The organism is Cytobacillus sp. QJM3NY_8 (assembly GCF_056173585.1).
Genome location: NZ_CM149681.1, coordinates 887,842 through 909,617, shown reverse-complemented (window position 1 = coordinate 909,617; position 21,776 = coordinate 887,842). Strand labels below are relative to the sequence as shown.

At 45.9% G+C, this 21,776-nt stretch carries 22 protein-coding genes; 7 read left to right on the top strand and 15 right to left on the bottom strand.

Going from position 1 to position 21,776, the window contains the following annotated elements; translation table 11 throughout:
* Positions 1-61 precede the first annotated feature (61 nt).
* The 11 genes from AC0VZ9_RS04910 to AC0VZ9_RS04860 all read right to left on the bottom strand — a co-directional run bounded on the left by AC0VZ9_RS04910 (position 62) and on the right by AC0VZ9_RS04860 (position 9,327).
* The gene (locus AC0VZ9_RS04910) at positions 62-514 is read right to left on the bottom strand and encodes a hypothetical protein (RefSeq protein WP_009335080.1); all 453 of its coding nucleotides are present in this window, start codon (positions 512-514) and stop codon (positions 62-64) included.
* On the bottom strand, positions 507-1,328 hold the full coding sequence (locus tag AC0VZ9_RS04905; protein ID WP_009335081.1) for a DUF3100 domain-containing protein: 822 nt from the start codon (positions 1,326-1,328) through the stop codon (positions 507-509). Before AC0VZ9_RS04905 ends, AC0VZ9_RS04910 begins: the two co-directional genes overlap by 8 nt.
* 26 nt (positions 1,329-1,354) lie before the next feature.
* A complete protein-coding gene (locus AC0VZ9_RS04900) occupies positions 1,355-2,215 on the bottom strand; it encodes an NAD(P)-dependent oxidoreductase (RefSeq protein ID WP_009335082.1) in 861 nt (286 codons plus the stop codon).
* Between the two features lie 11 nt (positions 2,216-2,226).
* The gene (locus AC0VZ9_RS04895; RefSeq protein WP_475397080.1) at positions 2,227-3,723 is read right to left on the bottom strand and encodes an aldehyde dehydrogenase family protein; all 1,497 of its coding nucleotides are present in this window, start codon (positions 3,721-3,723) and stop codon (positions 2,227-2,229) included.
* 108 nt (positions 3,724-3,831) lie between these two features.
* Positions 3,832-5,418 (bottom strand): helix-turn-helix domain-containing protein, encoded by a 1,587-nt coding sequence (locus AC0VZ9_RS04890; protein ID WP_256816146.1) that lies wholly within the window; start codon positions 5,416-5,418, stop codon positions 3,832-3,834.
* A 72-nt stretch (positions 5,419-5,490) separates the two neighbouring features.
* The gene (locus AC0VZ9_RS04885) at positions 5,491-5,874 is read right to left on the bottom strand and encodes a MazG nucleotide pyrophosphohydrolase domain-containing protein (protein WP_448897484.1); all 384 of its coding nucleotides are present in this window, start codon (positions 5,872-5,874) and stop codon (positions 5,491-5,493) included.
* A 56-nt stretch (positions 5,875-5,930) separates the two neighbouring features.
* Complete coding sequence (locus AC0VZ9_RS04880) at positions 5,931-7,136, bottom strand: benzoate/H(+) symporter BenE family transporter (RefSeq protein WP_475397079.1); 1,206 nt, start codon at positions 7,134-7,136, stop codon at positions 5,931-5,933.
* 105 nt (positions 7,137-7,241) lie between these two features.
* A complete protein-coding gene (locus AC0VZ9_RS04875) occupies positions 7,242-8,027 on the bottom strand; it encodes an STAS domain-containing protein (RefSeq protein WP_475397078.1) in 786 nt (261 codons plus the stop codon).
* Complete coding sequence (locus tag AC0VZ9_RS04870; protein ID WP_019382657.1) at positions 8,014-8,658, bottom strand: cobalamin B12-binding domain-containing protein; 645 nt, start codon at positions 8,656-8,658, stop codon at positions 8,014-8,016. Before AC0VZ9_RS04870 ends, AC0VZ9_RS04875 begins: the two co-directional genes overlap by 14 nt.
* Before the next feature lies 1 nt (position 8,659).
* On the bottom strand, positions 8,660-9,025 hold the full coding sequence (locus AC0VZ9_RS04865; RefSeq protein ID WP_019382658.1) for a globin family protein: 366 nt from the start codon (positions 9,023-9,025) through the stop codon (positions 8,660-8,662).
* Positions 9,022-9,327, bottom strand: coding sequence for an antibiotic biosynthesis monooxygenase family protein (locus tag AC0VZ9_RS04860; protein WP_009335090.1), 306 nt, complete (start codon positions 9,325-9,327; stop codon positions 9,022-9,024). Before AC0VZ9_RS04860 ends, AC0VZ9_RS04865 begins: the two co-directional genes overlap by 4 nt.
* A 1,172-nt stretch (positions 9,328-10,499) precedes the next feature.
* Between AC0VZ9_RS04860 and AC0VZ9_RS04855 the strand changes: the two genes are divergently transcribed.
* On the top strand, positions 10,500-13,559 hold the full coding sequence (locus tag AC0VZ9_RS04855; RefSeq protein WP_475397077.1) for an efflux RND transporter permease subunit: 3,060 nt from the start codon (positions 10,500-10,502) through the stop codon (positions 13,557-13,559).
* Between the two features lie 417 nt (positions 13,560-13,976).
* On the opposite strand, the gene AC0VZ9_RS04850 is transcribed toward AC0VZ9_RS04855, so the two are convergent.
* Positions 13,977-14,531: a CBO0543 family protein gene (locus tag AC0VZ9_RS04850; protein WP_475397076.1), complete on the bottom strand. Its 555-nt coding sequence runs from the start codon at positions 14,529-14,531 to the stop codon at positions 13,977-13,979.
* A 140-nt stretch (positions 14,532-14,671) separates the two neighbouring features.
* On the opposite strand from AC0VZ9_RS04850, the gene AC0VZ9_RS04845 reads away from it, so the two are divergent.
* Together AC0VZ9_RS04845 and AC0VZ9_RS04840 are read left to right on the top strand one after the other, a co-directional pair.
* Positions 14,672-14,998 carry a hypothetical protein gene (locus AC0VZ9_RS04845; RefSeq protein WP_475397075.1) on the top strand — a complete coding sequence of 109 codons (327 nt, stop codon included), beginning with the start codon at positions 14,672-14,674 and terminating at the stop codon, positions 14,996-14,998.
* Positions 14,995-15,237 carry a hypothetical protein gene (locus AC0VZ9_RS04840; RefSeq protein WP_475397074.1) on the top strand — a complete coding sequence of 81 codons (243 nt, stop codon included), beginning with the start codon at positions 14,995-14,997 and terminating at the stop codon, positions 15,235-15,237. Before AC0VZ9_RS04845 ends, AC0VZ9_RS04840 begins: the two co-directional genes overlap by 4 nt.
* 46 nt (positions 15,238-15,283) lie before the next feature.
* Here the strand turns inward: AC0VZ9_RS04840 and AC0VZ9_RS04835 are convergent, their stop codons facing one another.
* Positions 15,284-16,045 carry a MerR family transcriptional regulator gene (locus AC0VZ9_RS04835; protein ID WP_009335094.1) on the bottom strand — a complete coding sequence of 254 codons (762 nt, stop codon included), beginning with the start codon at positions 16,043-16,045 and terminating at the stop codon, positions 15,284-15,286.
* A gap of 163 nt (positions 16,046-16,208) precedes the next feature.
* A complete protein-coding gene (locus tag AC0VZ9_RS04830) occupies positions 16,209-16,580 on the bottom strand; it encodes a hypothetical protein (protein WP_019379353.1) in 372 nt (123 codons plus the stop codon).
* 134 nt (positions 16,581-16,714) lie between these two features.
* Here AC0VZ9_RS04830 and AC0VZ9_RS04825 point away from each other — a divergent pair, with 134 nt between their 5' ends.
* Entirely contained in the window at positions 16,715-16,972 is a 258-nt protein-coding gene (locus AC0VZ9_RS04825) for a DUF3949 domain-containing protein (RefSeq protein ID WP_217025827.1), read from the top strand.
* 97 nt (positions 16,973-17,069) lie between these two features.
* Here AC0VZ9_RS04825 and AC0VZ9_RS04820 read toward each other — a convergent pair whose 3' ends face one another.
* Positions 17,070-18,683 carry an acyl-CoA dehydrogenase family protein gene (locus tag AC0VZ9_RS04820; RefSeq protein ID WP_475397073.1) on the bottom strand — a complete coding sequence of 538 codons (1,614 nt, stop codon included), beginning with the start codon at positions 18,681-18,683 and terminating at the stop codon, positions 17,070-17,072.
* A gap of 93 nt (positions 18,684-18,776) precedes the next feature.
* Here AC0VZ9_RS04820 and AC0VZ9_RS04815 point away from each other — a divergent pair, with 93 nt between their 5' ends.
* The 3 genes from AC0VZ9_RS04815 to AC0VZ9_RS04805 all read left to right on the top strand — a co-directional run bounded on the left by AC0VZ9_RS04815 (position 18,777) and on the right by AC0VZ9_RS04805 (position 21,214).
* Complete coding sequence (locus tag AC0VZ9_RS04815) at positions 18,777-19,166, top strand: MerR family DNA-binding protein (RefSeq protein WP_009335098.1); 390 nt, start codon at positions 18,777-18,779, stop codon at positions 19,164-19,166.
* A 29-nt stretch (positions 19,167-19,195) separates the two neighbouring features.
* Entirely contained in the window at positions 19,196-20,680 is a 1,485-nt protein-coding gene (locus tag AC0VZ9_RS04810) for a class I adenylate-forming enzyme family protein (protein ID WP_071157523.1), read from the top strand.
* Between the two features lie 369 nt (positions 20,681-21,049).
* Positions 21,050-21,214 carry a hypothetical protein gene (locus AC0VZ9_RS04805; protein WP_386850070.1) on the top strand — a complete coding sequence of 55 codons (165 nt, stop codon included), beginning with the start codon at positions 21,050-21,052 and terminating at the stop codon, positions 21,212-21,214.
* Positions 21,215-21,776: the final 562 nt, after the last annotated feature.

Genomic DNA, 21,776 nt, shown 5'->3' with positions numbered 1-21,776 from the left:
AAAAAATGACAGATGCAGAGCAAAAAGCCCGGCAGATATCCGCCTGCCAGGCCGCAATTCATTAAATAATTCCCTGCATACGTAAAATAATCTCAGCAATAACTGCAGATCCGATGAAGGTTCCGAAAAACACGAAGACTGCAACAATAATGCTTCTCCAGCCCAGCTTGGAAAAATCAGCCCAGTTCTTTCCGATTGAGATGCCTGCATAAGCCAGAATTGGGGTAGCAAGAGCCAAAATATTGACCTGGGTTGTCCATTCGACAACATATTCAGATCCTGGTACTCCTGGAATGGAAACGATGATTCCGATAATCCCGATATATCCGACGCTCGGGATATTGCCTGGCAGCACTTTTTCAAGAATCAGTCCGAGCACACTGATGACAATTAATACAAGCATGCCTGGAATGGCTGCAGACGGCAGGATATCGTAGCCTACCCAGTTGCCTATCAGCGCCGAAAGACCGAATATGCCTAAAATCAGGAACCACTCTGTTATGTTTTTAAGCATGGATATCTCCCCCTTTTTCCGCAGCCTTTTTCTCTTTACGCTTCATCATGATGCTGTACAGCTTTTCAGTAAGAGGCAATCCAATGAAAATACTTGCATACAGCCCTGTAGAAAGTGAAAGCAGGTTACTGGCGCCTGCGAAGGCAACAATCTGCGCCTCCATTTCAGGGAAGGCAGCGACAAGCGATCCACTGGCAGCAGCCATCATGCTGCCGCTTCCCACCCCTGATGCCATCGCGAAAGACAGCGGATGGAGCGGGGTAATGGTGGCCAGAAATCCGGAAATCAATCCCAGGAAGGCAGCACCAAACACAGTACCGAAAATATAAATTGCCATTACTCCTCTGCCTTCTGGCGAATCAAATCCGTATTTATTCATAATCAGCCCGACGTTCGGCTCCCGGCCAATCGAGTGGGTCATGCCAATGGCTTCTCTTTTAAAGCCAAGAAAAATGGCCACTGGCAGTGCAAATAAGATCGTTCCCAAGTTACCAAGTTCCTGCAGCAATAATGATGGCCCTGCCGCAATGATTGCCTCGATTTGCGGCCCAATTGTTACGCCAATTTTCGCAATTAAAAGAGTAACCCCAAGCACGATGAGGGGCTCTGCATTTTTAGCCTGTTTTTCCTTAATAAGCGGAGTGAAATAAAGACCCAGCCCCAGGAAAAAAGCATAAAGCATAGGCAGCAGCAGAATAACCCCTGCGCCAACTTTAAAGCTGATCTGTCCAATCGCTTCGGTGGCCGCAACCAGAACCAGCACAACGGCATGCAAGCGCCAATCTTTTAAAATTTCTGTCTTTTCGTTTTTCATGTTCTCCCCCCTGGATTAAAAGATTACTAGATAGATCCGCACACGGCGGAAGAATCAAGCTTGCCCTTCCCTTGCTCCATCGCCTTTTCATAGATATCGCACACCAGCTGGCCCAAAGGAGAATCTTCGCTATAAAATTCAGCTGTGTCTTTGTATAAGTGAATATCCTTATTCATGTGCTCCAGGCTGAACAGCACATTCTCGTATGTATCCTGAAGGATATTTTCACCGAATACGGTCAGCACGCGATTATGCGCAGACCCGCTTTGAATGACTTCCGCCAGCTGAGACCGGCTGACACCTGCTTTCTCGCCCACTGCAAGGACCTCCCCCAAGCCTGCAGTCGTTAAAGCAACCAGCATATTATGGCACAGCTTTGCCACCTGGCCTGATCCTGAAGGGCCGAGCAGAAAGATATCCTTTCCTACGCTCTCCAGGACCGGGCGAATGTCCGGCAAATATCTATCGTCTCCCCCAACCATTATGGTCAACGTACCGGCATCAGCACCCTTAGGTCCCCCGCTTAACGGACAGTCATAAAAATGGATGCCTTGCTCCTTTGCAGCCTGATTCAACTCCTGGGCTGTTTTTGGGTCAATGGTGCTCATATCCAGCACGAAACTGTGAGGCTTTAAAGCAGGAAAGACTCCGCTTCCACCCATCATAACATCTCTCACAATACTTGGTCCAGGCAATGAAGAAATTACTAGATCCGCCTGTCTTGCTGCCTCGAATGGAGAAGGCTGGGGAATGGCCCCCAGCGTCTCGCATTTCGCCAGTGCATCCTGACTTGGATCATAAGCAAACACCTTATACCCGTTTTTGATTAAATTTTTCACAATACCCTTTCCCATGGCCCCGCAGCCAATTACTCCTATGTTTTTCATCCTCTCCCTCCTCAAGGTTTTATATAAACTGTTTTTGTATCAAGCCAGAAATCCAATGCGGTGCTGCCCTGTTCACGCGGCCCAATGCTGGATGTTTTTTTGCCGCCAAACGGGAGCTGGTTTTCATAATGGTTGGATGGGATATTCACATGCGTGACCCCTGTTTCAATTTTCCGGACAAAATCGAATGCCTTCTGAAGGTCATTTGTAAAAATGGCGGATGACAAGCCAAATTCCGTATCATTTGCAAGCTCAATCGCCTCTTCGTAAGAATCCACTTCCATCACAGCCACAACCGGCCCGAAAATCTCTTCCTGGGCGATTGTAAAATCCTTCGTAACCTTACTGAAAACAGTCGGAGCGACGAAATAGCCCTTCGCCATATCGCCATCTGTCAGCTGCTTTCCGCCATATTCGAGCACCGCTCCTTCTTCGATGGCGCTATTCACATAATGGAGATACGTATTCATTTGATGCTTATTCGCAACCGCACCGTTGTCATTTCCTTCCCGAACCCCATCGCCAACCTTTACTTGCTTTGCTTTTTCAACCAGCAGCTCAATGACCTTTCGTGAAATGGACCGGGGCACAATCACGCGGCTGGTTCCCGTACAGCTTTGGCCGTTATTATAAAACCCGCTGATGACCACGCTCTGGACAGCCTCTTCCAGATTGGCATCCTCCAGAATAATTGTCGCATTCTTCCCGCCCATTTCAGCCTGCATTTTTCCGCCATGGGCTGTCACAAGCTTGCCAAGATGGATGCCGACATCGGAGGAGCCTGTAAACGAGACTGCCTTAATTTCCGGATTGGTTCCAAGCTCTTCTCCCACGACAGAACCCGGGCCCGTGATCATATTCAGCACGCCCGCTGGCATTCCAGCCTTTTCAAACAGCTCGACTACCTTCACTGCGATTAGAGACGTATCGCTTGCAGCCTTATAGATGATCGTATTTCCAGCCAGCATGGAAGGTGCAATTTTATAAATGGCGATTCCGAGCGGAAAATTAAATGGCGTAACAACAGCCACCACTCCCAGCGGCTCCTGTATCGTGCAGGCAAAGGTTTTCGGATCAATCGCAGGCACGGTTTCACCTGAAATCCGATTCGCCTCGCCGCTGAAATGCTTCAGAGCCTGAACCGTTGCATCCACTTCCTTTCGGGCTGCCCCGATCGTTTTGCCGACTTCCTTCGTAATGATTTCTGCTAATTCCTCTTTTTCCTGCTGGATGAGAAAAATCAGTTTAAAAAGGATGTCCCCCCGGCTGATTGGAGATGTATTTTTCCATTCAGGAAAAGCCTTCTTTGCACTCTCGATTGCTTTTTGCACATCAATCTCATTCGATTTCTGAAAGTAACCCAGTACCTCATCTGTATTGGCTGGGTTCACACTCGGATACGTTTCCCCTGTCACTGAAGGTACCCATTCCCCGCCAATATAATTGTAAAAAGTTTCTGCACCGGCATTGACGGCCACTGTTTTCTGGCTATTAACCTCTGTACTCATCCAATCTCTCCTTATCATAACAAGTTTAGGTTATTATAATATTTTGAATATTCGATGTACATGTGCCAACAGCCAAATAATCCTTCTTTTCTTTGTGACTAGCACCAATTATGGGTTTAAAAAATCAAAGACCTGGAATGCCAGGACCACTGTAATCCAATCTTCTTTCCGGGAAAAATCCAGCTGCAGTTCACTCTCGATTTTTTTAAGCCGGTAGGCAAGGGTATTGGGATGAATATGCATCTCTTCTGCTGTTTGTTTATGGCTTTGATTATTTGCCAGAAAGGCTTGCATCGTTTTTAAGTATTCAGGCTCCATTTTTAAAAGAGAGCCTATTTTATCGGAGACAAATTTATTCAGCAAGCTGCGGTCGGTGTTGAGCCACAGTCTTTCAGCACCAAGCTCAGAATAAGTGATGTAGGTTTTGTGCTGATGGTTTTTGGCAAATGATAAAGCCTCGGCAGCTTCCTGATAAGTATCTGTCATATCTGTTAAAGCAACCTCTCTGCCCAAACCAATGACAGCTCTGCTCACTTTTCTCTGAATATCATCAGCTAGAGACTGGTCATACCGTTTTCGACCATTCACTAGAAGTGCAATGATTTGGTTTGATTTCGTAAAAACGATTGAGGTTTCACAGTATTTCATGATGATCTGCTCAATCGAGCGGATGAGTTTTTCTTTTTGAAGGATGGAGGCTGCATCCCATAAAAAACCAGACTTGCAGTCCACCATCATACAAGCGATGCTGCTTTTCTCATTCATGCGGAACTTTTCCAGAATCCTTGCATTCAGGCGTCCGCCATTGATCAAATCATGAAAGGCCTCTTCCCTTAGGTGCATTTCCTTTTCAAAAAGCGTATTCTGCCTGACAAACTCCAGTGACAAAGCCGTTGAAGCATGCTCAAGAGCAGCCTTCTGGATATTCGTCAAACGTTCAACCGGCCCATCAAGAAGGAAATATCCGAAAAGCTCGTTGGAGTTTATAATCGGAAAAGAACTGGATGGATTTATTGGTGACTCTGCAAAGATGACAGGGGAGCCCAAAATGTGACTGATGGTATCCAGGATATACGAAGTCCCCCTTCCCTCCAGCAGAATCTTCGTAAATTTCCGGTGGATATCAAGGGATTGGCTCAGTTCCTCATTTTTCCGCCTTACTTCTTCGTAAAGCTTCGAGTTCATGATGGCAATAGCCGCCTGGTCTGCCACCACCTCCAGCACTTGAAAGTCAGCTTCAGTAAACTGTACATCCTTGTCGAAGTTATCCACCACAAGCACACCGATGCAATTCTCCTTATAAACCAATGGGACAACGATACCGCTCTTTACTTCACGCCGGTAGACTCCATTAAAAAAATGAACATAATTTGTCTCAGACATACGGCTCATATGCTCCCTGAACTCAGGTCCTGATGCAATGACGCCCTTTTTAGTCAGAAATACCTGTCCCGTCAAGGATTCACCAGACTCAAACTTCACCTGGCTCATAAAGCCTGTCTCCACCCCAACCCCGCTGGAAAAATGCAATAATCCATCTTCCTTTAACGTGTAAAGAATGGTCGTGTCAGCATGGTCTACTAAATCAAAGGCAGCTTGCACCAGCCTCTTTAGAATCTCCTCCAGGTCAAGAGACTGGGTTAAACTGCGGTTTATTTCCAGAAGGCTTGTGATTTTGTCCTGCATGATGGTCATGGCTGTTCTCCTATCTAATAAGTTTCGTGAAATTCACTCAAGGACATTACAATCTATATTGCTGCAAACTATCTATTTTTCTGCCAAACTCCCATCCTTATTCCTTCTTTTCCTGACTTCATCCATTTTCCCGTAAAAACTCTCCTCCAAGTCAATGCCAAAGAAGTTATAGAATTTAATCAGATAGGCCAGGCAGTCTGCGAGTTCTTTGCCAAGTTCTTCTTTTACTTGATCACTAGCTAATTGAAAGGCCAGTTCTTCATCCATTCCTTCTTCGGCATATTCGCGGACAAGGTTAAAGGCCTTGCGCAGCTCTTCAGCAACCTCCGCTACTTCGGTTGTCAGCAGCATATAGTTATTTAATAGGGAATCGCGGCTCCTGGCATAATTCTCATTGCTGATCTCCCAGCCCATCTCTTTTTGATACTCTCTCATAAAGCTTTGCAATTCTTTCAATCTATTAACACCTCTTCGATATATTCGACAGATTTCGGGTGGTGCCTGTCAACCACTTATCTTTCTATTGTCCGGGCCAATACCGCCCCGGCAATGAGTCCCCAAACGGGTGCGCTGATATGGAGAAAGCTTATGCCTGACAAAGTGACGATGAAGGCTGCGAGCGCGCTTAGCCGGTAGCGGTTTTCAGAGAAGCCCATTTGCAGGCTGGAATGCAGGACGCCGATCAGAGCGAACCCGGCCAGCAATGAAACGAAGGCCTGCGGAAGCGACTGGATAAAGGGCACGATTTTCCAGGCAAATATGCCGAAAACAATCGTAATAGCACCTGAAACAACAGCTCCCATATACCGCTTTTCCTTAGGCCCTGAATCCGGCCCGGCACAGATGGCGCTCATCATGCCGGCGATATTGGCACACTGGCCGCCAAAGAAGCTGGTGATTATGGAGAAGGCGCCGCTTGACGAGACGATTTTACGAATAGGCGGCTTGAAATCCTCACTTTCCAGTGCCCCAATTCCTGGCGCAGCGTCATTGCTCAATATCAGCATCGCAAGCGGCAGGGCAATCGTCACAAACCCCATCCAGCTGAATTCCGGTACTTGAATAGATGGCAGGAAATAAGCAATCTCCTTAGCCGGATTTAAATCAGCTGTCAAATACAATACCGCAAAGGCAATCGCGACGGCCGCGAGCACAGGCGGGAACTTCTTCACATATCTCGTAAAAAGCAGAAAACTGATTAAAGCCGCTCCCCCGATAACAGGCATTTCCTGGATGGCCGGTACGAGCTTCACGACATAGCCGGCAACCAATCCGCCAAGCATGGATGCGATGACTTCTTTCGGCACCCAGCCAATGATTTTTGTAAACAGCCCTGAAATGCCAACCAGAAAAATCAGCAGCCCGGACATCACATACCCGCCTATCAGTTCTTGATACGAATATTGGGCAGTCACAGTCGCCAAAAAGGCCGCTCCAGTAATCGAATGCCCTCCTGTAATGGGAATCCTATATAGAAGCGGCAGGAGGATGCTGTATACACCCCCGAAAAAATAAACCGCAAACATCCAGTTAATCGTCTGCTGATCAGTAAATCCCCCTGCTGACGCAGCCTGTAAAATGATCAGGGCCGGCCCCGTCATAACCAGTGTGCTTGCAATGATTCCAGATGAAATGTTTTCCGCTGTCAGATCCCTTAAGAACGAACCCTTCTGTACTTCTTGACTGTATCCGCTATGCCTTTCCTTCGGCAAACCCATTTTTCCTGCCCCCGACTTCCGATTATTTTACTTACTATCATGATTTTAAATAAGGTAATTGTCAAACTATTTCGCATTCAGAAGTGTTGACAAAAAAAAGACCTCCTAAGAGGCCCCTAACTCATTCCGAATAAAATAAACATTTAAGACTTGCTTCAGGGATTGATCGATCTGCACCCATTCATCCAGCTTATAGGTATTCAGCACTTTTGCCAGGTTTGGCTTAATGCCAATCAATTTAATGATGCTGCCTGTCATGAAGTTGAGCGTTTTAAGCAGCTGGGTGAATTTCTCAATGCCTTTTCCTTCAATTTCCCCAACCGCCGTCAGATCAAAGAGAATTTCTTCATATTCGCCGGCAAAAACGGCTTTGAGACAGCTTTCGGAAATAACGTTTATTTTATCTGCTGTAATATCCCCAAATAAAGGAATCATGCAGAGCGTTTCCGACAGCGGAATAAACGGCCCGGACAGCTGATTTAAGCGGATCAGCACCTGCTCCAGCTCTTCTTTTTTCTCCAGAAGTTCAAAGTCAGTTGAGGACAGGCGCTGCTGCAGCTGCATCAGCTTATCCATCAAGTTTTCATTAGAGCTGTCTTTTGGCAAGAATAGCATATTGGCATAACCCTCGCTGTCCCATTGAATATGGACCTCAAATAAAGATAGCGGTGTTTCCCTGGTCTTCATATTCAGTTCCAGCTTCACAGGATCCAGCCCAGGCTCCCAGCTGTACTGAATCAGCTTTTCTATGCTTTCCTCATCGATGATTCCTTTTAAATGCCCCTCGCTCAGGTCAAAGCTTTCCCGTGCTATGCCAGAGTAGCTTACTATTTTTCCGTTCCTGTCAGCTTTTAAAAACGCAAGCGGAAGCGGCTGATCAAAATATTGCATTTTGCTGTCCTCCCGCTTCATTGTTTTGCAGCCATTCCTTTGTTTCCGGCAAATCCTTTAGAATGACCGTATGATCGGAGCAATAAGGAAGCAGGTCATACTTGCCGGCTAAGCGCCCGCCAAGAAGAACAGCCGGCTTATGCGTCAGCTTGGCAAAGGCTTCGGCATATTCCTTCAGCTTCGGCAGGTGATAGACGATGCTGACCGATAGACCGATTACACTCGGCTTCCAGTCCTTTGCCGTTTTCAGTGCATATTCCAAAGGAAGGCTCGGGCCAAAGTACTTTGTCTCCCAGCCGTGCTCTTCAAAAAGGCTGTTGACCATTTTCAGGCCAATATAATGCTGTTCCCCATCCAGGCAGAGAAACATGGCTTTTTGGTTTGATTGTCTTTTTTCCTGCCGGTATGCGAGCTTTGAGAGGACAAAATCACATGTTGCTGTTGCCAGATGTTCATCTGCCACAGTGATTTGATTCGTCTCCCATAGGTGGCCGATGTGCTGCATCGCAGGTGTAATCAGATTTTGATAAACTTCAAGGCGCGATAGCTGCGGTTGCTTTTGAATGTTCTCCCAAACTTTCGCAGAATCACCTTGAAGCAATAAGGAAGCGAGTGTTTCAGCGTGGTTCATCTTACACTCCTCCCTTAACAGGTTCACCTTTCAAAACAGCAATGGCTTCCGCCAGATAAAGATGGAATCTCTCTGCCTTTTCAGGAGAATCGTTATCTTCAGCCAGCACAGCCTGAATGATTTCGAAATTGTCGATCAGATGCCGGGTATTCATCCCATGCTTCTTTAAAATGCCATCAAGCCATACGGCATAATCAGTGAAAAAAGCAGATTGGTTCAGCTCATACGCTGTCTCGAGATGCTTCATATGATGATGGTTATCTTCGCGGCACTTCTCTTTTCCTTGTTCGCCAAACCGCTCCAGCAGGAAAGGCTCGCGTTCATAGATCTTTTCGGTTACATGGTTTACGATCTTTTCAAAGCTCACTTAGCCACCACCTTGAATTGCGAAACTTTTGGAACCACTGCTGCCAGTTCCTGATCCGGATACTTTTTCTCTAAATCATGGATTCTCTTAAAATCCTCGCTGCGAACCCAATTTAAATAATTTTCCTTTGTATCAAAGATGAGCTGCACCGTCAGTTCGCCAGGGCGCTTATCATTCTGCAGCAGCAGAAAATCGATAAACCCCTCCGCCTGATCGACCGACCGCGAGCGATTTTTATATATGCTAATGACTTCCTCTGACTTTTCGTCGGGTACGTCAAATGTTGAAAAGACTGTATACATGAACTCTCCTCCAAACTTGGGAGTTTTCTGTTTTTTTTTCAGTATAACATACTGATTGGGATTGTCATTTTGGAAGGGTTATAGGGAATGGCTGAAGTTTTTTGTTTGCTGGAGGAATAACTGAAGCTTTTTCGTCGTTATTTTGGATGATTAACTAGCATTTTCTCGCTGCTCTCCACATTTTCCTCTATAATCCGCTTGATTAGCTACCATTTTCTCTACTCTCTCCACGTTTTCGTCGTTAATCCGGTTGATTAGCTACCATTTTTCTACCTCTCTCCACGTTTTCGTCGTTAATCCGGTTGATTAGCTACCATTTTTCTACCTCTCTCCACGTTTTCGTCGTTAATCCGCTTGATTAGCTACCATTTTCTCTACTCTCTCCACGTTTTCGTCGTTGATCCGGTTGATTAGCTACCATTTTCTCTACTCTCTCCACGTTTTCGTCGTTAATCCGGTTGATTAGCTACCATTTTTCTACCTCTCTCCACGTTTTCGTCGTTAATCCGGTTGATTAGCTACCATTTTTCTACCTCTCTTCACGTTTTCGTCGTTAATCCGGATGATTAACTACCATTTTCTCTACTCTCTCCACGTTTTCGTCGTTAATCCGGATTATTAGCTACCATTTCTCCTCCTCTCTCCACGTTTTCGTCGTTAATCCGGTTGATTAGCTACCATTTTTCTACCTCTCTCCGCGTTTTCGTCGTTAATCCGGTTGATTAGCTACCATTTTTCTACCTCTCTCCACGTTTTCGTCGTTAATCCGGTTGATTAGCTACCATTTTCTCTACTCTCTCCACGTTTTCGTCGTTGATCCGGTTGATTAGCTACCATTTTCTCTACTCTCTCCACGTTTTCGTCGTTAATCCGGATGATTAACTACCATCTTCTCTCCTCTCCCCACTTTTCGTCCTTAATCCCCCTTCTTCTCAGCCTCAAGCCCGATGCCAAGATATGTCTCTGGCTCGTTATGACTCGAGTTAATCCCGGTTAAGATAGTATTTGTAAGAATTGTTAAGTTTTTCCTGCAAACAAGATCATATTTTGCCGAATTAGGTCGGTCGAATTATTGGAAAATTAAAGAAAGAGCAGTTATTAATACCTATTTTCCTCTGTATAAATAGGTCTTGGGTGCAAATTTTCACTATTAGGGAGTAAGGAGACTGTTTATGAAATTATTAAAAATGATTGTGCAGAGAAAGATTTTGGTTGCCCTTATGACGGTGCTGATTTTGGCCATCGGCAGCTTTTCCATTATCGAATTGGATAAAGAGCTGATGCCGCCGGTAACGATGGATGGCGCTTATGTGGAGGTCAATGCCGGTGAAATGGCAGCTATTGAAGTGGAGCGATCGATAACCAACCCCCTGGAGCAGCAAATCAGGGGGATTGAGGGAGTAGAATCGGTTGACTCCACATCGGCGATTGGACGGAGCTCACTTCAAATTACGTTTGAACAGGGTCGGGGCGATGAACTTTTTAAAGAAGTAGAAACGGCTGCAAACGCCGCTAAAGGTGAGAATGCCGCGATCACGGATGTTACTTCAGGGCAGTATGGGACCACGCAAAGCTATGAATTCTATATGGATGTATCCGGCGGCAGCATGGAGGATATGACCGCTTTTGCCAAAAAGGTTCTTGAACCGCGCCTGGAAGCATTGCCGGAAGTCCGCGACGTATCGCTTGCAGGAGTTCAGGAGCACGAGGTAATCATTGAACTGGACCGCAGCAAATTGGCTGAAAAAGGGCTGGATTCTACAGCTGTGATTGGTGCGATTCAGCAGGTTAACAGCGAAGCCACACTGGGAGAACTCAGCAGGGATGCCAGCTCTCCTTCCCTCCGCTGGAATACGAAGCTCGAAAATGTGGAGGATGTACAGAATATTAAAATCCCATCACCAAATGGATTTGTTGATTTGAAAGATGTTGCAGATGTTCAATTTCAGCCGATTGAAAGCTCATCGTTCGTCTGGAAAAACGGAACAAAGGATTTCATCTTTGTCCAGGTTGGCCGTGCTGCTAATGCCACGCAAATTGAAATGGCAGCTGCGGTCCGCGATGAAGTGAAAAACATCCGCGAAGACGGGCTGGTAAAAGGCTTTGAGCTGAACGAAATGGTGGCACAGGCAGATTATGTGCAGGAATCAATTGATGGCGTGACCGGCAACATTTTAACCGGCGGCGTCATTGCCATTGCCATTCTTTTAATCTTTTTGAGGAATGTAAGGGCCACCTTTATCATCGGACTGTCGATCCCCACTTCCATCCTTCTGACGTTTACGGCGATGTGGGTTTTTGATTACAGCTTTAATATCCTGACCCTGATTGGGCTTGGCCTGGGGATCGGGATGATGGTGGATTCTTCGATTGTCATCATTGAATCCATCTATCGAAAAAAGGAACAGGGACTTGGCAGGCTTGAGTCCGTTTTGGAAGGAACGAAAGAGGTTTCATCAGCAGTTATTGCTTCGATGCTCACTACGATCGTGGTATTCCTGCCGATCGGCCTCATTGGCGGCGATGTGGGTACATTCATGATCATGCTGTCTGCAGTTGTAGCCATTACACTCATCAGTTCGGTTATTGTCTCGTTTACTTTGATCCCTTCGCTTTCAGAAAAATTGCTGAAACTGCCCAAGCCGAAGAAGGAGCGCAAAGAAGGGCCGATTATGCGCCTTTATAGCCGGATTGTGGCCTGGACCATCCGGAAAAAGCGGTACAGTTTTGCAGTCATTGCGATTTTCTTCCTGATGTTTGCCGGTTCATTAACGCTTGTGACGAAAATTCCGATGACGATTATGCCGGATATGTTTAACCGCTACACAGAGCTGATGGTTGACCTGGAAACAGGTATTTCTGTTGAAGATAAAGAAGACATCGCTCAAGGAATCAATCAGAAACTACAGTCGATTGAAGATGTAGAGTCCAATTATGTCATGGACAGCGGCGGCATGTTCTATGCAATCATCAATATGACAAAAGGCGATGACATTTCAAGAGAGCAAAAAGATGTCAATGAAGATATTATGAAGCAACTTCGCAGCCTATCGGATTCCCTTCCGGTTAAAAATGTCCAGAGTGCGATGTCGGCTGGCGGCGGATCACCGGTCCAGGTGAATATTACGGGCGAAGATTTTGCAGATCTGCAGAAGCTTACCGGTGATTTTTCTGAGGAGCTCGAAAAGATTGACGGCATCGTCGGTGTGACCAACTCAATGGAGCGTACGTCTGAGGAGCAGGTTGTTGTATTAAAAGAAGAAGCGATTGAAACGGCAGGCTTAACCCAGCTGCAAATCAGGCAGTTTATTGAGCAGGCGTTCATGGAAATGCCTGTCGGGGAAATGTCCATGAATGAAGAAAATGTGCCGCTTGCCTTGAAATGGGCTGAGAAGACAGATTCCAGGTCAGATCTTCTGGATTTAAAGGTTCCAACTGCCCAGGGCGAGAAAGCATTATCTTCCTTTATTGAATTGAAGAGTGTAGATACACCAAATGAAATTTCCCATCATGACGGGGAGCGCTTCATCTCCATTTCTGCTGATATTGAAGGCAAGGACCTTGGTGCCGTGAACCGGGATGTCCAAAAGCTGATCAATGATTTTGATGCACCTGCTGGCTATAGCGTGGCAGCTGCCGGGGATCTTGAACAGCAGCAGGAATTAATCATGGATATGGTGTTTGTTTTAGCAATTGCGATTTTCCTTGTGTACCTGGTGATGGCTGTCCAATTTAACCACCTTGGCCATCCGCTGATCGTCATGTCTGTCATTCCGATGACCATCGTCGGCGTCATTCTCGGTTTGTTTCTGACACAGATGGAGCTTAGCGTAATGTCAGGAATGGGAATTGTGATGCTGATTGGGATTGTGCTCAATAACGCCATCCTGCTGATCGACCGTACGAATCAGCTCCGCCTGGAAGGCTTCTCTGTTGAAGTGGCCCTTCTGGAAGCAGGCAAAAACCGGATCCGGCCGATATTCATGACTACCCTGACAACGGTTGGCGGAATGCTGCCCCTTGCCCTTGCATCGGGAACTTCCGGCAACTATCAGGCGCCAATGGCAACGGTCATTATTTCCGGCCTGCTGTTTGCGACCTTTATCACGCTGCTGCTGATCCCGGCGGTTTACCGCTTGTTCACAACATCCAGCCTCCGCTTTGGCTGGCTGAAGAAAAAGCAAGAAAAGAAAAGCAGCGATGTTAAAGTGATTCCTGAGACCATTAAATAACATACTTCCGCCCCCTCAAATACTGAGGGGGCTTTTGCGGATTTTCAAGCACTATGGACAAGGGCTCTTTCCTTCTGTTTTTTCCTTCATATATTAGTAGGAGAGAAAGGAGTGAATCCCATGTGCCAATATTGTGTTGAAGAATATTATTATAAGAAGAAAGTCTGCTGCAAAAAGAAGGACAAACATGAACATCACGGCTGTAAGAAATGCACGAGTGATTTTAAACCTCACTGTCCCTGTAAAAAATGCTCTGATGAGCATAAAAGATGTTCCTGCCAAAAATGCTCACCGGAAATTCATCATTGTCCATGCAAGAAATGCTCATTCGAACACCTGCATTTTTGCTGCTGTAAAAAATGTTCCCATAGATATGACTATTAATCCAGTAAAACAGCGGCCAGCTTTGCTGACCGCTTACTTTATTTTTTCTGCCGCACACTTTAAGGAAACCATTAAGAGGCGGACGCCAAGAAAAAAGATGATAAAACCGATGAAGGAATAGGTGTGCTTCCAATTGATAAGGACAAACATATTCAAAAAGCTGAATAACGGTTCAAAGATATAAGCAAACAGGATTCCAAGGCCTACCGCTGCAGCTGCATAGCTTTTCCACGTATTAAAATACTGATAAATCAGCATTCCCGATATGGGTATCACCACAAAATCCGCAGGCACTAACGGCGGAATAAAATGGAACAGCTTATCCGGATATCCCCACAAAATAAAGTTCAATCCTACAACATCAAGAAAACAGGCGAAGATTGCACATAGCAGCCCGAAAGCAAGTATTTCAAAGAACCGGCCCTTATCTACCAGCCTCCACCAAATAAAAAACGGCAAAATGCTCGCAGCCAGCAGCAGCCACCAATTAAAACTGAACAAATCCTCATTCAGCCAATGCTCAAAAGAAACATCTCTTAACTTTTCCCTAAGGTTTTGCTCATCTTTATATGAAGGAATGCGGCTCATCTCATCACCTGCCTGCCCGAGTTGGTATCATGTTATTCATCTTTCCCCATGCAGTGAGTTACATACAGTAAGCCGATGGTTTTAGTGAAATATTGGCGGGTTAGTGGGATTGCACAAATATTCTGCTGGCGGGCGCAATTATGGTGGGGATGGCGCAATTGTTGATTGAATCGGCATATATTTGGTGTGATGGCACAATTACAGGTGATGCATACGCATTTACTTGGGCGGAAGTTGCGGGTCGGCGCACATATTGGATGAAGCGGCGCATTTCTGGCATGATGGCGCATTTACTGGTGATGTTGACGCATTTTACTGGGCGAACGGCACTATCACGTTGCGGGTCGGCGCACATATTGGATGAAGCGGCGCATATCTGGTATGATGGCGCATTTACTGGTGATGTTGATGCATTTTACTGGGCGAACGGCGCAATCACGTTGCGGGTCGGCGCACATATTGGATGAAGCGGCGCATATCTGGCATGATGGCGCATTTACTGGTGATGTTGACGCATTTTACTGGGCGAACGGCACTATCACGTTGCGGATCGGCGCATTTATTGGATGAAGCGGCGCATATCTGGCATGATGGCGCATTTACTGGTGATGTTGACGCATTTTACTGGGCGAACGGCGCAATCATAATGCAGAATAGCGCAATGATCCACCAAAACAACGCAATAATCAGCAGCAGCGGCGCATAAAGTTTTCACACAAAAAAGCAGCTGGCAGAGCCAGCCGCTTTCATTTCTATTGCTGTCCAGTATATATGTTAATCGCATCTCTTAAAAACTCGGCCGCACCTGGGCGAATTTTATCATAATAGGCTTTAAACCTTTCATCTGCCACATACATTTCCGCAAGACCGGCGTGGGCCTCTTTGCTGTATTCACTCCAGTAGAAAGTGATCCACTGCTTGTGCAGATCGGCTGCTTTTTGTGCAAGCTCGCCTGCCGGATCGCCAGTTTGCATGGCTTCGGCTAGAGCAGTGTTCACCTCTTCAGCCAGTTTCGTTACGGCCTCATGCTCCTCCTGGGTCATGTTCATGAGTTTGGCATTGGATTTATCAACCGTCTCATCACCATATTTCTCACGGATTTCTTTTCCGTATTGTTCCTCATTATCTTCAATCATTTTCTTTTTGAATCCTTCAAACTTCTCTTTGTCTGACATGGTCGTTCTCCCTTCAGCTGACGCTATGGTTTTTTCTACATTCGTAATAAGCAGATCGAGCTGCTTTCTTTTCTCTAGGAGTTTCTCGCGGTGCTCCTTCAGTGCATCGGCAGCATCGAAAGCGGGTGCAGAGATAATTTCCTTAATTTGATCAAGGCTGATGCCAAGTTCTCTGTAAAACAGAATCTGCTGCAGTCTGTCAACTTCCTGCTGGCCATAAATCCGGTATCCTGACGAATTGGTTCTTGCCGGCTTAAGAATGCCAATTTCATCATAATACCTGAGGGTTCTCGAGCTGACCCCGGCCATCTGCGCAAGCTTCTGCACTGTGTATTCCATGCGATTGCCTCCTTTCAAGAAAAGCGGAAGCGCCTTGCACAGTAAGACGAAAATACTGGTTAGGCGCTGAAGCTAGACATTGAAAAATCTAGAAAGTACTTTCTGTTTATTACGATACACCTTTACGCAGCGTGAAGGTCAAACACTTTTTATAAAAAAATGATTAATCCAGCTTTTTAATCAGGAGAGCTGCGGTCGTCTTGGAAATTCTGCATCCTTCCAGGTCTGACTCCTTAATCAATCCCAGATCCACAGCGGATTTTATTTTCCCTTCATCAGGTCGCTTTTGAATCAGGTCGAGAAGATTCAGCTCCTCCAGTTTGCTGACAGTTGGAGCGGGGTCGAATTTTTCTGTCCTTCTAATCTGCCTCTGCAATTTGTAGCTGTCAATCTTCACTTCTCCTTTTTCATTCTGTCCCACTGCTGTATCGAAATACTGGTGGAACATGTCTTTAAGTTTATCGAGTTCGGCTTCCAAATCTTTCTTCCTGCGGTTCAGCTCATCAAAACGGACCAGCATCTCTTTTGTAATCATGTGGATCGCCTCTTTTCTTGGATGATATTTCATCTTATTTTGGAAGAGGGAAATTTATGCATAAACAAAGAACATACGTTCCTAAATACAAACACAAAAGATTTGGTGTAAAATGGAATTAAATAGGAGGGGACATGATGCTTTTAAACATTTTTTGGGGAATACTCGGACTTTATGTATTGCTATCTCTCCTGATCCTGCCGATGCAATACCGCTATTTAACCGCTATAAAAAAAGAAGAAGCCAAAAGTAAGGCGAAGGGGAAAAGACAGGGAGAAATGTATGACAATATGAGAGCAGGCGAACTGGTTCTGCATGAAAACATTCAGGGAAACCCGGTCTTTTTTCTGGCTAATTTCCTGGCATCGGTTATCTATCGGATTAAGCATTGACCGGTTTCCCGGATAAGATTTAGATTTCGCGTTTATATTGAAAATTTCGCGATTAAGTACTCAAATAGCCTGGCGGGCTTCCGCCAGGCTTCTCTTTTTACTGCAATTCTTCCAGCGCAATTTTCTGATACGCTTTAAAAATGGAATCACAGAACACATCCCATTCTTCAGCCGCTTCCATGGAAGCTTCGCTGACTCCCCCGCACACCGGTCGCTGGAGCAGATCTGTCAGCTGCTCGGCAAATCGATCAATCGTTGCCTGAGATGCACCTTCCAGCACGTTCGCAACAAAATCAGCTGGCGGATACCAGTCTGTCACTCTCTGAATATCGCGGTAAATTTGCGTCAGCAGCAGATTGCGCGGGCCTTCCCACTGTTCATTGACGACAATATCGCGGAAAATGCGCGGCAGTGAGGAGAATTCCTCCATGACGCCATGGCCGGCAAAGACGGAGATGGCATCGCGCAGCACCTCTGCTCCTTCGTTTGTTGCACAGACTTTCTGCAGAAGCACAAGCTCCCTCAGGTTAAACAGCTGTTTTCTCAGTTCAATTGGCTGATCAACCGGAATACCGGCATTCAGCGGCTGATCAAGAAGCAGGAATTGATCATAGATTTTAAAAGCGCCTGCCGCTGTGCGGTGTGCAGCGTTTTCAATTTTCTTCAGTGTTCTCGCTGATAGCGGATAATCTTTTACCTTTTTGCCAAAAACAGTCCGGAAATTTCCATACAGACTGGCTTCACGTGCTGCCCGGAGCATGAATCCTGCGCAGGCAATGCCAATTTCAAGGCGGGATAGTGTCAGGACGATACCGACCGCAACGGCCACCCCTTTTCCTGCCGGGCCAACCGGATAAGCAAGAGCCCCATTATACTGGAATTCCCCTGTCGGAAGCTCGGCCGTTCCCATTTTCCACTTGATCCGGTTGATTTCATACTCATTGCGTTTTTCTTTTTCTTTATCTCCCGGAAGCCAGGACGGAACAATAAATGTCGATACTTTATCAGTGCCGGAAATTTTCGCAGTGACCACCGAATAGTCGGCATGGGCAACCGAACAGAAAAATTTATTGCCGTAGAGGCGATAGATTTTTCCATCTGGAACAGCCTCAAGTACATTGGCAGGCAAATCCGATCCTCCCTGGATTTCTGTCATGAATTGGGCACCTATCGCAAAGTCCCCACCCAGCCCCTCTTTCGTATGCTGTAAAATTTGCTCCAGCTCTGGAATATCTTCATTCGGATATTGTTCAAGGAGTGCAATTAATCCAATCGTGCATGTCAGCGGGCAGGCGACACCGGCTTCCCCCAGCTGATGTATCAGCATCCGCTTGGCAAAACTTTCCCAGGCTGGCATTTTGCTTGAAAAGAGACCTGTACTGAACACTTCTTTTTCCAGCTGATGTGTTTCCATTGGACGGATGACACGGTCAATGCGGTGATTGAAGGCATCAAAATGAAGCAAATACGGACGGACTTCCGGCCTTGCCGCTCTTTCTGCAAGGGTGCTCCATCTGGAAGAAACAGCAGGAGAAAAATGCTGCAGCTCAATATGTATCTGTTCATATTGTGAGCCTGCATATTTCTTTAAGGCCTTTTGCAAAAATGGATCATCCTTATACCAATCCAGATTGCTGCGCTTCTCTAAAAATTCATCAAATGTGTATGAATTCTTTCCTCTTATCTGCTGGTCCTGGGAAGTTATCGTCATGGAAAAATCACTCCTTTTTTTGATTGACAAATACTAATTTTCAGAATTATTATAAAACTAAGCTAACGTTAACGTCAACTAGGAGGATACATAATGACAGTAGAAAAGATTTTCACCATCAGCGAGCTTGCGACGATGTTTGACATCAGCTCAAGGACGATCCGCTATTACGAGGAAATTGGCATGCTGACTTCGGAAAACCGTGACAGCATGACTAAACAGCGCAGCTATACGAATCGTGAGCGCCGGCGGCTGAAGATGATTCTGCGCGGAAAAAAACTAGGCTTCAGCCTTCAGGAAATCAAGGAAATGATTGATCTTTATGAATTAAATCCGGAAGGTGAAGCGGAAAAAAGCAGGATTATTGCATTCGCTGACAGCAAGCTAAAGGAAATTGAAGAGCAGATCATGCAGCTGCAGATGCTGCGGGAAGACATTCTGACTTACAAAGAAAAGTATGAAAACAGCCGGGTGAAAACATAAAATTATTCAATTAAAAGGGGCTGAGCTAAGTGGGAGCAACGATTCACGGAGTATTGGAGAGAAATGCAAGGAAGTTTCCTGAAAAGGACGCCTTTATTACGGCGTCGAACCGCCTTACTTACGCAGACATGAACCGTACATGCAACAGACTGGCACGATATCTTCAGGGTGAAGGTATCCGGCGGGGTGACCGGATTGCAGTGATGTCCCGCAATAATGAGCACTTCTTTTATGCTTTTTTTGCCTGCATGAAGATCGGCGCCATTCCAATGCCGATGAATGTCCGTCTGACACCGAAGGAATTGGGGGCTATTTTTCAAAATGCGAGTGCTGCAGGGGTTCTGTATGAGGATGAGCTTACTGAAACGGTGACGGCGTTAAAAGAGAATTTGAATTTCTATGTTTCGATTCAGGATGCGGTTGAGGCTTCAGTTCATCTTTCTGACGGCAATCTCGATGTGCCGATTGATTCACGGGATGTCTGCGAGATTCTTTTTACATCCGGAACAACCGGTACGCCAAAGGGAGTTGTGTTTAACCATGAACGCATACTTTCGATTGCCGCCGCGGTTTCGGTTAATTTCAGCTTATCGCATAGTGATTCCATGCTTACCCTAATGCCGCTCTCCCACTCTGCTCCTTTGAATACTTTTTTCATGAGCGGGTTTTACTGCGGCGCCTCTCATGTAATTGGGGACTTTACGCCTAAAGGGTTCCTGAACTGGATTCAGCAGGAAAAGACGACCTTCTCATTTGCGGCTCCGGTTGCCTATTTGCTTGCGGCAAAGGATCCGGATTTGGCTTCTTATGATTTATCCAGCATGCGTGTTTTTGCATATGGCGGCGGTCCGCTGGCACTTGCCTCCTATCATCATGTAAAAAAAGCATTTCAGAACGAAAACTTCTATCAGGTTTACGGGTTGACGGAAGCGGGCCCGAATGGAATTTTATTATATCCGGAAGAGCATCTGGAAAAGGCGGGAAGCATCGGCAAAAATCCGACGGTTAATATGGAAATCCGGGTCGTCCGTCCGGATGGCACCGATACGGCTCCCAATGAATACGGCGAGATTCTTCTGACAGGTGACAGCCTCATGCTGGGGTATGACAATAACCCGGATGAAACAAATGCCGCGATGAAGGATGGCTGGCTCTATACTGGTGACATTGCCTATCGGGATAAGGATGGCTACTTTTATATCGTCGACCGTAAAAAGGATGTCATCATCTCGGGCGGCGTCAACATTTATCCGCGTGAAGTCGAAGAAGTACTCGCGAAGCATGACGCGGTTTTGGAATCCTGTGTGGTCGGTGTGCCGCATGAAGAATGGGGCGAAACCGTTAAGGCTGTTGTCGTGCTGAAGGGAGATGCTTCAGAAGAGGAATTGCGCGCATTTGCGGCTGAACATCTGGCTGAGTTTAAATGTCCGCGGATATATTCCTTTGTGGATGAATTGCCGCGGAATGCGAGCGGGAAGATTTTAAAGCAGCAGGTGAAATTGGTGCATGCTTAATTGTATTGGGGATCAGGAGCTTAGGAAGGCACCTGGTTCTTTTTTTATGGAGGATTTATGGCGGCCGTTTTTCTGGCTCTGGCTCCTTTTTCGGCTTCATGAGAGCTTCATGGAGACCATTTTTCTGGCTCAGATGCCTTTTTCGGCTTCATCGGCGATTCATGGAGACCATTCTTCTGCCTCTGGCTCCTTTTTCGGCTTCATGAGAGCTTCATGGAGACCATTTTTCTGGCTCAGATGCCTTTTTCGGCTTCATGAAGGCTTCATGACTACCATTTTTCTGGCTCTGGCTCCTTTTTCGGCTTCATGAGAGCTTCATGGAGACCATTCTTCTGCCTCTGGCTCCTTTTTCGGCTTCATGAGAGCTTCATGGAGACCATTTTTCTGCCTCTCGTGCCTTTTTCGGCTTCATCGGCGATTCATGGCGACCATTTTTTTGGCTTTGGTGCTTTTTCGGCTTCATCGGCGATCCATGGCGACCATTCTTCTGCTTTTGGTGCCTTTTCGGCTTCACGAAGGCTTCAAATTATTTAATCTCAAGGTATAACGACAAAAAGGGAAATCCATCCATGAGGAATGATCGTTAGTCCATGTTATTAACGACCAAACAAGAGATACACCATGAAATATGGAAGTTAATTCTAATCATTATCGACCAATTGAGTGATGCCTCATGAAATATGGAAGTTAATCCTAATCATTATCGACCAAACAAGAGGTGCCACATGAAAAATGGGAGTTATTCCGAATCATTATCGACCAAACAAAGGTGCCACATGAAATATGGGAGTTAATCCTAATCATTATCGACCAAACAAGAGGTGCCACATGAAATATGGGAGTTAATTCTAATCATTAACGACCAAACAAGAGATGCCACATGAAATATGGGAGTTAATTCTAATCATTAACGACCAAACAAGAGATGCCACATGAAATATGGGAGTTATTCCGAATCATTATCGTCCAAATGAGAGATACACCATGAAATATGGGAGTTATTCCGAATCATTATCGGCCAAATGAGGGATTCAGCAGAAATACTGAAGCCCTTCCCTCCCACTCAGTTGCCCTTTTTCGGGTTTATGATGAAAAC

Bases quoted from the DNA above. Each gene is read 5' to 3' on its own strand.
- AC0VZ9_RS04910 (WP_009335080.1), bottom strand. From the start codon at position 514: ATGCTTAAAAACATAACAGAGTGGTTCCTGATTTTAGGCATATTCGGT.
- AC0VZ9_RS04905 (WP_009335081.1), bottom strand. From the start codon at position 1,328: ATGAAAAACGAAAAGACAGAAATTTTAAAAGATTGGCGCTTGCATGCC.
- AC0VZ9_RS04900 (WP_009335082.1), bottom strand. From the start codon at position 2,215: ATGAAAAACATAGGAGTAATTGGCTGCGGGGCCATGGGAAAGGGTATT.
- AC0VZ9_RS04895 (WP_475397080.1), bottom strand. From the start codon at position 3,723: ATGAGTACAGAGGTTAATAGCCAGAAAACAGTGGCCGTCAATGCCGGT.
- AC0VZ9_RS04890 (WP_256816146.1), bottom strand. From the start codon at position 5,418: ATGACCATCATGCAGGACAAAATCACAAGCCTTCTGGAAATAAACCGC.
- AC0VZ9_RS04880 (WP_475397079.1), bottom strand. From the start codon at position 7,136: ATGGGTTTGCCGAAGGAAAGGCATAGCGGATACAGTCAAGAAGTACAG.
- AC0VZ9_RS04875 (WP_475397078.1), bottom strand. From the start codon at position 8,027: ATGCAATATTTTGATCAGCCGCTTCCGCTTGCGTTTTTAAAAGCTGAC.
- AC0VZ9_RS04870 (WP_019382657.1), bottom strand. From the start codon at position 8,658: ATGAACCACGCTGAAACACTCGCTTCCTTATTGCTTCAAGGTGATTCT.
- AC0VZ9_RS04860 (WP_009335090.1), bottom strand. From the start codon at position 9,327: ATGTATACAGTCTTTTCAACATTTGACGTACCCGACGAAAAGTCAGAG.
- AC0VZ9_RS04855 (WP_475397077.1), top strand. From the start codon at position 10,500: ATGAAATTATTAAAAATGATTGTGCAGAGAAAGATTTTGGTTGCCCTT.
- AC0VZ9_RS04850 (WP_475397076.1), bottom strand. From the start codon at position 14,531: ATGAGCCGCATTCCTTCATATAAAGATGAGCAAAACCTTAGGGAAAAG.
- AC0VZ9_RS04845 (WP_475397075.1), top strand. From the start codon at position 14,672: ATGGTGGGGATGGCGCAATTGTTGATTGAATCGGCATATATTTGGTGT.
- AC0VZ9_RS04840 (WP_475397074.1), top strand. From the start codon at position 14,995: ATGAAGCGGCGCATATCTGGCATGATGGCGCATTTACTGGTGATGTTG.
- AC0VZ9_RS04835 (WP_009335094.1), bottom strand. From the start codon at position 16,045: ATGGAATACACAGTGCAGAAGCTTGCGCAGATGGCCGGGGTCAGCTCG.
- AC0VZ9_RS04830 (WP_019379353.1), bottom strand. From the start codon at position 16,580: ATGATTACAAAAGAGATGCTGGTCCGTTTTGATGAGCTGAACCGCAGG.
- AC0VZ9_RS04825 (WP_217025827.1), top strand. From the start codon at position 16,715: ATGATGCTTTTAAACATTTTTTGGGGAATACTCGGACTTTATGTATTG.
- AC0VZ9_RS04820 (WP_475397073.1), bottom strand. From the start codon at position 18,683: ATGACGATAACTTCCCAGGACCAGCAGATAAGAGGAAAGAATTCATAC.
- AC0VZ9_RS04815 (WP_009335098.1), top strand. From the start codon at position 18,777: ATGACAGTAGAAAAGATTTTCACCATCAGCGAGCTTGCGACGATGTTT.
- AC0VZ9_RS04805 (WP_386850070.1), top strand. From the start codon at position 21,050: ATGGAGACCATTTTTCTGCCTCTCGTGCCTTTTTCGGCTTCATCGGCG.